At 60.5% G+C, this 12,720-nt stretch carries 7 protein-coding genes; 4 read left to right on the forward strand and 3 right to left on the reverse strand.

What is annotated here, in order from left to right; genetic code table 11:
• Nucleotide 1: 1 nt before the first annotated feature.
• A complete protein-coding gene (locus tag CLM72_RS13125) occupies nt 2-1,039 on the reverse strand; it encodes a M10 family metallopeptidase C-terminal domain-containing protein (RefSeq protein WP_105226730.1) in 1,038 nt (345 codons plus the stop codon).
• Between the two features lie 187 nt (nt 1,040-1,226).
• Nucleotides 1,227-1,385 carry a hypothetical protein gene (locus CLM72_RS28965; protein ID WP_167514236.1) on the reverse strand — a complete coding sequence of 53 codons (159 nt, stop codon included), beginning with the start codon at nt 1,383-1,385 and terminating at the stop codon, nt 1,227-1,229.
• Nucleotides 1,386-1,587: 202 nt separating this feature from the next.
• Between CLM72_RS28965 and CLM72_RS13130 the strand changes: the two genes are divergently transcribed.
• From CLM72_RS13130 to CLM72_RS13145, 4 genes are all read left to right on the forward strand, one after another.
• On the forward strand, nt 1,588-3,576 hold the full coding sequence (locus CLM72_RS13130; protein WP_105226731.1) for an alpha-1,4-glucan--maltose-1-phosphate maltosyltransferase: 1,989 nt from the start codon (nt 1,588-1,590) through the stop codon (nt 3,574-3,576).
• Between the two features lie 69 nt (nt 3,577-3,645).
• A complete protein-coding gene (gene treS, locus CLM72_RS13135) occupies nt 3,646-6,993 on the forward strand; it encodes a maltose alpha-D-glucosyltransferase (RefSeq protein WP_105226732.1) in 3,348 nt (1,115 codons plus the stop codon).
• Nucleotides 6,990-9,236 carry a 1,4-alpha-glucan branching protein GlgB gene (gene glgB / locus CLM72_RS13140; protein ID WP_105226733.1) on the forward strand — a complete coding sequence of 749 codons (2,247 nt, stop codon included), beginning with the start codon at nt 6,990-6,992 and terminating at the stop codon, nt 9,234-9,236. Before treS ends, glgB begins: the two co-directional genes overlap by 4 nt.
• Before the next feature lie 42 nt (nt 9,237-9,278).
• Nucleotides 9,279-10,439 carry a diguanylate cyclase gene (locus CLM72_RS13145; RefSeq protein ID WP_105226734.1) on the forward strand — a complete coding sequence of 387 codons (1,161 nt, stop codon included), beginning with the start codon at nt 9,279-9,281 and terminating at the stop codon, nt 10,437-10,439.
• On the opposite strand, the gene CLM72_RS13150 is transcribed toward CLM72_RS13145, so the two are convergent.
• The gene (locus tag CLM72_RS13150) at nt 10,418-12,622 is read right to left on the reverse strand and encodes a GAF domain-containing protein (protein WP_105226735.1); all 2,205 of its coding nucleotides are present in this window, start codon (nt 12,620-12,622) and stop codon (nt 10,418-10,420) included. The two genes, CLM72_RS13145 and CLM72_RS13150, sit on opposite strands and share 22 nt — an antisense overlap.
• Between the last annotated feature and the right edge of the window lie 98 nt (nt 12,623-12,720).

Raw genomic sequence — 12,720 nt, forward strand, 5'->3', positions numbered from 1 at the left:
GTCACGTGATGAGGTTGCCGTATCTCACCTCACCGAAGGCTTTCACCACAAAGGGCGACTCTCCCGGATTGCCGGAAATCATCACCACGCTTGTATTGTTGGCGGGGCTATAGTGAATCTGTACCTCGCTACTGGCTCCCGAGAAGTTTCTTACCAATTTCAATGGATTGTTGCCGAGTTGGTTTCTGATTGCCGATACATCAAGTTTGTCTCTGAGGCGATCAAAATCCATCACTTGCACAGGTGCGTCGAAGCTTGATTCGCGGGTACTACGGAAGGTAAAGGTCTGACCATTGTCAATTCTGGCATTGTTGTTGTGTTTAAGGCTTTCTGCCGGGGGCGGTGGATTATCCGGTTGAGGGGGCGGGTTGCCGAGGTCCGCCTCTTTGCCGATATCAAAGAGGGCTGAAGCCAGAGGCGTACTTTGCCGCATTCGCTGTATGGCAGAAAGCTTCTCAATGCGTAGATCACGCTCGATTTGCATAGCGCAGTTGAAACCTGCCTCGGGATCAAGAGTGGAGGTACGCTCGCGAATTTCTTCAAGGCTCAAGCCCGGGTCCTCGATATGTGAGGATCGGTCATGAATCATCTGCAGGCTTGACTGACCTAAACGCTCCTTCACATCGGTAATCAATTTACGCGCTTCGTCTGCATCCGGGCCGTGCAGCAAGGATTTGACGGTTTCCCTGCTTAACAGCCGTCGGATCGTGATCACCTGCCCGGAGGTCTCGTGTGAGTTGGGCGCGCGCAGCATATTGGTAATGTTCTGCTGGCTGGTCAGCGCACGAAGTTGGGCAAGCTGGGTGGCGTCGGCACCGGCCGTCTTCGGCTCTACGTCCGCAGAGGGGGCTGGGTTGGGCAAGGTAAAGGTTTGCGGCGCCGTGGAAGGGGTGGAGGCGGGCGTGTCAGGCTCTTTCGTGCGCATGATTGCGCTTGGGCCGGCCCTGAACAGATCGTTCAGTTTTTCCCGATGATCGTTGACTGGCGGTTGTTGGATGCCGTGAACATCCGAGAACGGGGGCAGTAGTGAGGTGCGCATAGAAGGTACTCGCTTAACGGACAAGATAGTCTGCGGCCGGCAAGGGGGCGAGGCAGCGTACGGGAGACTGAATCTATCTTGTTCATCAAGAGCGGGATCTCGGTATTGTCGGTGATTGAAGTAGGAAAGCTCAGTAGCGCTTGCCCGCGATATTGTGTTCACGGGCAAGTGCTTGCGTGTCTGTGAGTCAGGCAATAACCGGCGGCATCGTCGTGGGCGGTTCCTGCACCGGTGGCGGCTGGTTTTCAGGCGGCTCCTGTTCAGGGTCGCGTTCCGGTTCGGGCGGGGGCAATGGGGGGGCGTCGATATTCGGATCTTCGGGTTCAGGGGGGATCGGGATACTCATGGGTATGGCCTCGTTTGTGCTTTGCTCTATCGGTGGACCATTGCCTGCTGGAAATGATTCCGCCCAGGGGCGGTATATCCACCTGAACTTTTGGACAGCGCCCAGGCTCGGACTTTAAACGGCCCAGCTCAAGGATAGCGTCGCCGTCTCTGAATTCGTATCAAGCAAAGAGCGTCCAAAGGGCGTAAGGGGAAGCTGCTCGATGACTGCCGAAACACTGGTTCCAGAAGACTCCGTGCTGCCGTTGTCGCAGGCGCTGCTGTTACCCAGGATCGCGATCGAAAGCACCATGCCGGTCATCGACAACGGGGAGTTTGCCGTCAAGGCGGTGGTGGGCCAGCGGGTTCATGTCACCAGCAAAGTGTTCGCCGATGGCCACGATAAGCTGGCGGTGTTGATCCGCTGGCGCGCCCTGGGAGACGAAAGCTGGCACAGCGTGGTCATGCTGGATATCGGCAACAACGGTTGGGAGGGCGCGTTTACCGTGGCCCACCAAGGCCGCCATGAGTACTGCATCGAAGCCTGGATCGACACCTTTGCCAGCTTCTGTTACGAACTGCGCAAGAAGCATGAAGCTGGCGTGCCGGTCAGCCTCGAATTGCAGGAGGGCCGTAGCCTGGTGCTGCAGGCCGCCGAACGCAGTGACAACGAACTGCGTGACCGCTTGATGCTGTTGCACCATGAGCTGTCCGGCCTGTTGGAAACCGAGCAGGTGGCGTTGTTCCTGCACGAAGACAGTGCACACCTGATGACCCAGGCCGACCATCGCGCCTATTTGAGCGTCAGCCCCGCGTACTCGATTGACGTGGAACGTGAAGCCGCACAATTTGCCAGCTGGTACGAGCTGTTTCCCCGCTCGATCACTGACGATCCGGCGCGGCACGGCACCTTTAACGACGTGCACGCACGCTTGCCGATGATCCACGACATGGGCTTCGACGTGCTGTACTTCCCGCCGATCCACCCTATCGGCCGTAGCCACCGCAAGGGCAAGAACAACTCACTCACCGCCGGCCCTGATGATCCGGGCAGCCCCTACGCCATTGGCAGTGAGGAGGGCGGTCACGAGGCTATTCACCCGCAGTTGGGCACTCGCGATGATTTCCGCCGGTTGGTCAAGGCTGCTGCCGAACACGGCCTGGAAATCGCCCTGGATTTCGCCATCCAGTGCTCCCAGGACCACCCGTGGCTCAAACAGCATCCGGGTTGGTTCAACTGGCGCCCGGACGGCACGATCAAATACGCGGAAAATCCGCCGAAAAAGTACCAGGACATCGTCAACGTCGATTTCTATGCGGCCGATGCCATCCCCAGCCTGTGGACCGAGCTGCGTGACATCGTGGTGGGCTGGGTGGAAGAGGGCGTGAAGACCTTTCGCGTCGACAACCCACATACCAAGCCGCTGCCGTTCTGGCAATGGCTGATCAGCGACGTGCGTGCCAAGTACCCGGAGGTGATCTTCCTCGCCGAAGCTTTCACCACCCCGGCGATGATGGCGCGCCTGGGCAAGGTCGGCTATTCCCAGAGCTATACCTACTTCACCTGGCGCAACACCAAGGCTGAGCTGAGCGAGTACCTTGCCCAACTGAACCAGTCGCCCTGGCGTGAGTGCTACCGCCCGAACTTCTTCGTCAATACGCCGGACATCAACCCGGGTTTCCTGCATGAGTCCGGTCGCGCAGGCTTCCTGATCCGCGCTGCGCTGGCCACGATGGGCTCGGGCCTGTGGGGAATGTATTCGGGTTTTGAGTTATGCGAAGCCGCGCCGGTGCCGGGCAAAGAGGAATACCTGGACTCGGAGAAGTACGAAATCCGCCCTCGGGACTTCACCGCGCCGGGCAACATCATCGCCGAGATCGCCCAGCTCAACCGCATCCGCCGCCAGAACCCGGCGTTGCACACGCACCTGGGGCTCAAGCTCTACAACGCCTGGAACGACAACATTCTGTATTTCGGCAAGCGCAGCGAAGACGGCAGCAATTTCATTCTGGTCGCCGTCAACCTCGACCCGCACAACGCCCAGGAAGCCCACTTTGAATTGCCGCTGTGGGAGATGGGCTTGCCCGACGATGCCCAGACCCAGGGCGAAGACTTGATGAACGGCCACCGCTGGACCTGGTACGGCAAGACCCAATGGACCCGGCTGGAGCCGCAGATGCCGTTCGGGATCTGGCGCATCAGCACATCCTGAATCTGATGAGGATCGAAAGTGAGGGAGCGGGTTCAGTTAGCAAAATGTTGAGTTTTTCAGGAGTTTGCAATGGCCAAGAAACCCAAGGCAGCCACCTTTATCAAAGACCCGCTCTGGTACAAAGACGCGGTGATCTACCAGGTTCACGTCAAATCCTATTTCGACTCCAACAACGACGGCATTGGTGACTTTGCCGGGCTGATCGCCAAGCTCGACTACATCGCCGACCTCGGCGTGAATACCATCTGGCTGCTGCCGTTCTACCCGTCTCCCCGGCGTGATGACGGCTACGACATTGCCGAATACCGCGGCGTGCACAGCGACTACGGGACGATGGCCGACGCCAAGCGCTTTATTGCCCAAGCCCACCAACGCGGGCTGCGCGTGATCACTGAACTGGTGATCAACCACACCTCCGACCAGCACCCCTGGTTCCAGCGTGCGCGCAAGGCCAAGCCAGGCTCGGCTGCACGGGACTTCTACGTGTGGTCGGACGATGACCAGAAATACGACGGCACACGCATTATTTTCCTCGACACCGAAAAATCCAACTGGACCTGGGACCCGGTGGCCGGCCAGTACTTCTGGCACCGCTTTTACTCGCACCAACCCGACCTCAACTTTGATAACCCGCAGGTCATGAAAGCGGTGCTGTCGGTGATGCGCTATTGGCTCGACCTGGGCATCGATGGCCTGCGCCTGGACGCCATTCCCTACCTGATCGAACGGGACGGCACCAACAACGAAAACCTGGCGGAAACCCACGACGTCCTCAAGCAGATCCGCGCCGAGATCGACGCCCATTACCCCGACCGCATGCTGCTGGCCGAAGCCAACCAGTGGCCCGAAGACACGCAGCTGTACTTTGGCGACAGAAAGGGTGACGACGGCGATGAATGCCACATGGCGTTCCACTTTCCGCTGATGCCGCGCATGTACATGGCGTTGGCCCAGGAAGATCGCTTCCCCATCACGGACATTCTGCGCCAGACCCCGGAGATTCCCGCCAACTGCCAGTGGGCAATTTTCCTGCGCAACCATGATGAGCTGACCCTGGAAATGGTCACCGACAAAGAGCGCGACTACCTGTGGAACTACTACGCTGCAGACCGCCGCGCCCGTATCAACCTGGGCATTCGGCGACGCCTGGCGCCGCTGGTGGAGCGTGATCGTCGGCGGGTGGAATTGCTCAACAGCCTGTTGCTGTCGATGCCGGGCACGCCGACCCTGTACTACGGCGATGAAATCGGCATGGGCGACAACATCTACCTGGGCGACCGTGACGGCGTGCGCACGCCCATGCAATGGTCCATCGACCGCAATGGCGGATTTTCCCGTGCCGACCCGGCCAGCCTGGTGTTGCCGCCGATCATGGACCCGCAATACGGTTACCAGTCGGTCAACGTCGAGACCCAAGCCCAGGACCCGCACTCATTGCTCAACTGGACCCGGCGCATGCTCGCAGTGCGCAAGCAGTCCAAAGCGTTTGGCCGTGGCAGCCTGAAAATGCTCTCGCCGACTAACAGGCGCATCCTGGCTTACACCCGTGAATACACCGGCGAAGACGGCCACACCGAGATCATCCTGTGCGTCGCCAATGTGTCGCGCAGCGCCCAGGCGGCGGAGCTGGACCTGTCGGCTTTTGCCGGCATGGTGCCGGTGGAGATGCTCGGTGGTAATGCCTTCCCGCCGATCGGCCAGCTGAATTTCCTGCTGACCCTGGCGCCCTATGGTTTCTATTGGTTCGTGCTGGCAGCGGAAAACCAGATGCCCAGCTGGCATGTGGAACCGGCGCAAAGCATGCCTGACTTCACCACTTTGGTACTGAAAAAACGCATGGAAGAGTTACTGGAAGAACCTTGCCGCACCAGCCTGGAACAGACTTCACTGCCCGCCTGGCTGCCCAAGCGTCGCTGGTTTGCCGGCAAAGATACGGCAATCGACACGGTGCACATCGCGTATGGCGTGCGTTTTGGCGACCCGCAGCATCCGGTGTTGCTCAGTGAGATCGAAGTGACCAGTGCTGGCCAGGTCAGCCGCTACCAACTGCCCTTGGGCTTCCTTGGCGAAGACCAGTTCACCAGCGCCTTGCCCCAGCAGTTGGCGTTGGCCCGAGTGCGACGCACTCGCCAGGTAGGTTTGGTGACCGATGCCTTCAGCCTTGAGCATTTTATCCTTGAGGTGATCCAGGCCATGCAGGCCGGCACTGTGCTCAATACCCCTGACGGCGATCTGCGGTTCGAGGCGACTGAGCACTTGGCCGCACTGCAACTGACCCGTGAATCGCCGGTGCGTTATTTGTCTGCCGAGCAGTCCAACAGCTCGGTGGTGGTCGGTGACAGCCTGGTGCTCAAGCTGATTCGTAAAGTCAGCGCCGGTGTGCACCCGGAGCTGGAAATGAGTGCCTACCTGACCGGCGCCGGCTACCCGAATATCTCGCCGCTGCTGGGCTTTATGAGCCGCCGCGACGGGCAGGGGCAGGACAACCTGCTGATGATTGCCCAGGGTTACCTGAGCAATCAGGGCGATGCCTGGAGCTGGACCCAGAACAATCTGGAGCGCGCGATCCGCGATGAGCTGGCCGACGCGATCTCTGAACAGGAACAGCACTACAACGCCCTCGGCGAACTGGCGGATTTTGCCGGTTTGCTCGGTCAGCGCCTGGGTGAAATGCACCTGGTGTTGGGTGCGCCAACCGCCGACAAGGCTTTCAAACCCGAACCCACCACAGCCAAAGACACCCAAGCCTGGGCCAAGGATGTCGGCGCCCAGATCGACCGCGCCTTGCAGTTGCTCAAGCTTAATCAAAGCCAGTTGAACCCCGCCGACCAGGCGTTGGTCAGTGAATTACTGGCGCAGAAAAAAGCCATCGCGGCGCATGTCCAGGCGTTGGCCAAAGCCACGGCGGGCGGGTTGCGCATTCGCGTCCATGGTGACTTGCACCTGGGCCAGGTATTGGTGGTCAAGGGCGATGCCTACTTGATCGACTTCGAGGGCGAACCGGCGCGACCGCTGCATGAACGGCGCGGCAAACACAGCCCTTATAAAGATGTGAGCGGTGTGCTGCGTTCCTTCGATTATGCCGCGGCCATGGCGCTGAATGTGCAGGGGGTGGATCACACGCCAGAAGCGAACGCTGCGCGTAAACGTGTGACCGACCGCTACCTGAATGAAGCCCGCGTAGCATTTACCCAGGCTTACCAGGCCGCTGCGTCTACACTGGCGCATGACTGGCAGGATGCCAACGGCGAAGACGCAGCGCTGACCTTGTTCAGCCTGGAAAAGGCCGCGTACGAAGTGGCCTACGAAGCAGAAAACCGCCCGACCTGGCTGCCGGTGCCCCTGCAAGGGCTGCACGGCTTGCTGAGCGGGCTGACACCTATATCTAAACCTGTACGCGGTGGGGAGACGTCATGAGTTTTACACAGAGAGAACCGCTGCAGCCCAAGTTGACGGCATTGCCGGCGTCCAAGGACGTCGATGCGCTGGTGCGCGCCGAGCACCCCGATCCTTTTTCGGTCCTGGGGCCCCATGATGACGAGCAGGGCGGCCAGTTTATCCGCGCGTTCCTGCCGGAGGCCCTGAGTGTCCAAGTACTGACGCGTGACACGGGCGAACCGGTTGGCAGCCTCGACGCCACCCAGGTGCCGGGTCTGTTTGTCGGGCACTTGCGCACTCGCCAGCCCTACCTGCTTAAAATCCAATGGGCCGGCGGTGAGCAGATCACCGAAGACCCCTACAGCTTCAGCCAATTGCTGCTGGGGGAAATGGACCTGTACCTGTTTGCCGAAGGCAATCACCGTGACCTGGGCAACTGCCTGGGGGCTCAGGTGGTCAGCGTCGATGGCGTGCAAGGCGTGCGCTTTGCCGTCTGGGCGCCGAACGCACGGCGGGTTTCGGTGGTGGGAGACTTCAATATCTGGGACGGGCGCCGCCACCCGATGCGCCTGCGCCATCCATCGGGCGTGTGGGAAATCTTCATTCCACGCCTGCAGCCGGGCGCGGCCTACAAGTATGAAATTCTCGGCGCCCACGGCATTCTGCCGCTCAAGGCCGACCCTGTGGCGCTGGCCACCCAACTGCCGCCGGACACCGCCTCGAAGGTCGCCGCACCTTTGCAAGTGGATTGGCAGGACCATGAGTGGATGCAATCGCGGGGAGACAAGCAGAAAACCACCGCGCCGTTGTCGATCTACGAGCTGCATGTGGGGTCCTGGCAGTGCGAGCTGGACGAGGCCGGTGAAGTGGCCCGTCAATATGGCTGGCGCGAACTGGCTGAGCGGCTGATTCCTTACGTTCAACAATTGGGCTTCACCCATATCGAGCTGATGCCGATCATGGAACACCCCTTTGGTGGCTCCTGGGGCTATCAGGCGTTATCCCAGTTTGCCCCCAGTGCTCGCTTTGGCTCGCCGGAAGACTTTGCCTGGTTCGTCAATGCCTGCCATCAGGCCGATATCGGCGTGATCCTTGATTGGGTGCCCGCGCATTTCCCCACCGATACCCACGGCCTGGCGCAATTTGACGGTACCGCGCTGTACGAATACGCCAACCCCCTGGAAGGCTTTCACCAGGACTGGGACACGCTGATCTACAACCTGGGCCGCACCGAGGTCCACGGTTTCATGCTCGCGTCGGCCTTGCACTGGCTCAAGCATTTTCACGTCGATGGCCTGCGCGTGGACGCAGTGGCCTCCATGCTGTATCGCGATTATTCGCGCAAGGCCGGTGAATGGGTGCCCAACCGCCATGGCGGTCGCGAGAACCTGGAAGCCATCGACTTCTTGCGGCACCTGAATGACGTGGTTGCCCTTGAAGCCCCGGGCGCCTTGGTGATTGCCGAAGAGTCCACGGCCTGGCCCGGCGTCAGCCAGCCTACCCAACAGGGTGGCCTGGGGTTCAATTACAAATGGAACATGGGCTGGATGCACGACTCCCTGCATTACATCCAGCAAGACCCGGTGTACCGCGCCCATCATCACAACGAGCTGAGTTTCGGGCTGGTGTACGCCTGGTCGGAGCGCTTTATCCTGCCGATTTCCCATGATGAGGTGGTGCACGGCAAGCACTCGCTGATCGACAAGATGCCCGGCGACCGCTGGCAGAAATTTGCCAACCTGCGCGCCTACCTCAGTTTCATGTGGATGCACCCCGGCAAGAAGCTGTTGTTCATGGGCTGCGAATTTGGCCAATGGCGTGAGTGGAACCACGACCAGCAACTGGATTGGTATTTGCTGCAATACCCTGAGCACCGTGGGGTGCAGAAGCTGGTAGGCGATTTGAACCGCCTGTACCGCGAAGAGCCGGCGCTGCACGAACAGGACGATGCGCCCCAGGGCTTCCAATGGCTGATCGGTGATGACGCGATCAATAGCGTCTACGCCTGGCTGCGCTGGAGCAAGGATGGCAAGCCGGTGTTGGTGGTTGCCAACTTCACCCCGGTGCCCCGTGAAGGCTACGCAGTCGGTGTGCCGTTTGGCGGGCGGTGGAGTGAGGTGATCAACAGTGATGCCGACACCTACGCCGGCTCCAACTACGGGAATGGCGGAGCCGTGTTTACCCAGGATGAGCCGCGCCATGGGCAACCGGTGTCGCTGTCGTTGAACCTGCCGCCCCTGGGCGTGCTGATTTTGCGACCTCAGGAGCCTGAAACGCTCTAGCGCAGCGTATGCCGCTGTTCGGCTTGCTGGCAAGGTGCCACAATGGCGCCTTTGCCGTCGCCGGTCAAACAGGCCAACCCCATGAATAACCTTGGGCAAGATCAGGGTCACCTCATCGAAGAGCAGGTGCGAACCGACCGTTTGCACCCGCTCTTTCGTCAATCATTCTCGGCGATCTTCGGCAGCTACCTGGGCGCCGTCATGCTCTGCTGGCTGTGCTGGGATCGATTCGATCACCAGGTCATCCTGGTGTGGCTGGTACTGCTGGCGGGCTCGTCATTGGTGCGCCTGCATCTGTTTGTGCAATGGTTTCGCTGCCCTGACGCGGGGCGCACACCCGCCCGTTGGGAGCGCCACTACTGGGTCACGCTGATGCTGTCGGCGGGTATCTGGGGCGGCGGGGCGCTGGCGGTGATGCCGGTCGATGACCGCTTGTCCCAGGTGCTGGTGATGCTGTTTACCGTGGGCATGTCGGTCAGCGCGGTGTCCTGTTATTCAGCCTATCGCTACATGACGCTGGGCTCGATGGCGCTGGTGTTGCTTCCCTGTACGGTATGGATGCTGTTTCAGCCTTCGCCGATGCAGGTTGGCGTGGCGCTGGCGGTGCTGGTGTTTGCTTCGTTTGTGGTCGGTGCGACGCGCAAGCTCTCCGATGCCCTGGAAAAAGCCTTCCGCCTGACGAGGCAAATGGAGCGCGCCCATCATATTTCCACCCGTGCCGCCCAGACCGATGAACTGACCGGGCTGATGAACCGTCGGGCGTTCTACGAAAAGGCCCAGTTGCTATATGCCCAGTGCCTTCGCGAGCAGCAGCCGCTGTGTGCATTGATGATGGACATGGACCATTTCAAAGCCATCAATGACACCTACGGCCACCAGGCCGGCGACCAGGTGTTGCGCCAGATTGGCGCGGTGATCAGCGCGTCCTTTCGCCAGACCGATATCTACGGTCGCCTGGGGGGCGAAGAGTTTGCGGTGCTGCTGCCCAACACTTCGTTGGAGACTGCACGCAGCATCGCCGAGCAGTTGATCCAGACGATTTATGACTTGCCCGCCGCCCCGGTACAAGGGGTGAGTGCAAGCCTGGGCGTGGCATCGACCTGCACTGAGCATCTGGACCTGAATGGCTTGATGAACAGCGCCGACAAGGCCCTGTACCAGGCCAAGGCATCGGGTCGCAATCAGGTAGCGGTCGTCGACTGATCCTTGCACATCGCCTTGGCCAGCACCCGCGCAACCTGGTCGGCGGAGTAGGGCTTGGCGAGGAACTCAAAGCCTTCGTAGCCGCTGTCTGCCAGTTCCTCACTGTAGCCAGAGACGAGTACCACGGGCAGGTCCGGGCGGCGCTGGCGCAGCAACCTGGCCATGGCCACGCCGGTCATGCCGGGCATCACCACGTCGGAGAAAATCGCGTCGAACCCCTGAACGTCATTGCCAGCGAGGTTCAGCGCCTGTTCGGCATTGGTTGCCCAGGTGGTCTGGTAACCGAGGTCCTTGAGGATCTGGCTGGCGAAGCGTCCCACCTCTAAGTTGTCTTCGACGATCAGCACATGCTGATGAGCAGCCTCCTGCGGCGCTGGCAGATCTGCAGGGGTGTCTTGATCCGGCGCCGCTTCGCCTTCGACTTGCGGCAGATACAAGGTAAACACCGTGCCTTGGCCGAGGGTGCTGGCCACATCGATATTGCCGCCTGACTGCTTGGCAAAGCCGAATACCTGCGACAGGCCCAGGCCGGTGCCTTTGCCCACGGCCTTGGTGGTGAAGAACGGCTCGAAGATGCGTTCGAAGGTGTCGCTGGCAATCCCGGTGCCGGTGTCGGCCAGGGAAATGGTGATGTAGGGCATGCACGACTCGGCATCCCCACGAATACGTGGCAGCGTTTGCTCGCTGGCGACTTTGAGGGTCAGGGTACCCTGGCCGTCCATCGCATCGCGGGCGTTGAGGGCGATGTTGATCAGCGCGGTTTCGAACTGGCTGGGGTCGATGCGCGCATAGCAGGGCTGATCGGGCAATTGCACCTGCACGTGAATGCGTGCGCCGGTGACGCTCTCGAGCATCTCGCCGATATTTTGCACGCGCTGGCCGACATCGAACACCTGCGGGTTCAACGGTTGGCGACGGGCAAAGGCGAGCAGTTGGCTGGTGAGCTTGCTGGCCCGCTCCACTGTGTCGGACACCGCGCACATGTAGCGTTGCCGACGCTCCTCGGACAGGCCCGGCTGGCGCAGGAAGTCCACCGACGAGCGAATAATGGTCAGCAGGTTGTTGAAGTCATGGGCGACGCCGCCGGTCAGTTGGCCGATGGCCTCCAGCTTCTGTGACTGGCGCAGTGCGGCTTCGGCCTCGGCCAACGCATGGGTACGCTCATTCACGCGCTGTTCCAGGCTGGCATTGAGCTCTGTATAGGCGGCCAGGCCCTCGCGCACGGCGGCATCGGCGCGTACGCGCTCGATATGCGCCCAGGAACGCTCGGTGACTTCGCCCACCAGCGCCATGTCATAGGATGACCAAAAGCGCGGTAGTTTGTCGTGCACGGCCATCAGCGCGGTGAGCCGCCCGTCTTTGATCAACGGCATGCAAATAGTGGCTGTCACCCCCAGTGCCTGGAAGCTCGCGGCGTCATGGGGCGGCAACTCGATCAGATTATTGCGTATCACCAGTGGCTCGCCGGCACGCAGGCAGTTGACTGCGCATTCCCCGAACGCCTCGAGGCTGTAATGCCCGATGATGCTCGGCGAGCCATGCGCCGACCAGTCGCCGCGAATGGTAAAGCCATCTTCATCTTCGTCCATGTCGGCGTAGGCACAGATGGATACCTGCAGATGTTCGGCCAGCAGGCGGGTCGTAGACGTCAGGATGGTTTCGGCGTCGGTGGCATTGACCACGCTGTTGCCGATGGCGTCCAGCACTGCCAGGCGACGGGCCAGGAATACCGTGGCGGTTGTTTCGGTCACCGTGTCGAGCAAACCGACCACCACGCCTTGGGCATTGCGAATCGGGCTGTAGCAAAAGGTGAAATAGGCTTGTTCCGGCGCTTCGTTGCGTTGGATCAACAGCGGGAAGTTTTCGATATAGGTGGCGTGCCCATCGAACGCGGCGTCGGCGATAGGGCTGATATCGTCCCACACCTCGTGCCAGATCTGGTTGAACGGGCGGCCCAAGGCGTCGGGTTTGCTACCCAGGATCGGCGTGAACGCGTCGTTGTAGAGAGTAATCAACTGAGGCCCCCAGACGATGGCCTGGGGGAAACTCGACGCGAAGCACAGCGCAACGGTTGTCTTCAACACATCGGGCCAGTGTTCAAGTGGCCCCAAGGGCGTATTGGCCCAATCGTGCTGACGAACCCGCTCTGCCATTTCGCTGCTGCCTTGCAGCCAATTCATCATGGGGTCCACACCTTGCTTGCTACGTATTGTTTAGCTTTGAAGAGTCAGGCCGACTAGCAACAGACCGGAATGACCGCATTCAGTTCAGCGCAATTATC

The sequence above is a fragment of the Pseudomonas sp. MYb193 genome (genome assembly GCF_002966775.1).
Taxonomy (GTDB): Bacteria; Pseudomonadota; Gammaproteobacteria; order Pseudomonadales; family Pseudomonadaceae; genus Aquipseudomonas; species Aquipseudomonas paracarnis.

Coding starts and splice junctions, on each gene's coding strand:
- CLM72_RS13125 (WP_105226730.1), bottom strand. CDS start 1,039: ATGCGCACCTCACTACTGCCCCCGTTCTCGGATGTTCACGGCATCCAA.
- CLM72_RS28965 (WP_167514236.1), bottom strand. CDS start 1,385: ATGAGTATCCCGATCCCCCCTGAACCCGAAGATCCGAATATCGACGCC.
- CLM72_RS13130 (WP_105226731.1), top strand. CDS start 1,588: ATGACTGCCGAAACACTGGTTCCAGAAGACTCCGTGCTGCCGTTGTCG.
- treS (WP_105226732.1), top strand. CDS start 3,646: ATGGCCAAGAAACCCAAGGCAGCCACCTTTATCAAAGACCCGCTCTGG.
- glgB (WP_105226733.1), top strand. CDS start 6,990: ATGAGTTTTACACAGAGAGAACCGCTGCAGCCCAAGTTGACGGCATTG.
- CLM72_RS13145 (WP_105226734.1), top strand. CDS start 9,279: ATGGCGCCTTTGCCGTCGCCGGTCAAACAGGCCAACCCCATGAATAAC.
- CLM72_RS13150 (WP_105226735.1), bottom strand. CDS start 12,622: ATGATGAATTGGCTGCAAGGCAGCAGCGAAATGGCAGAGCGGGTTCGT.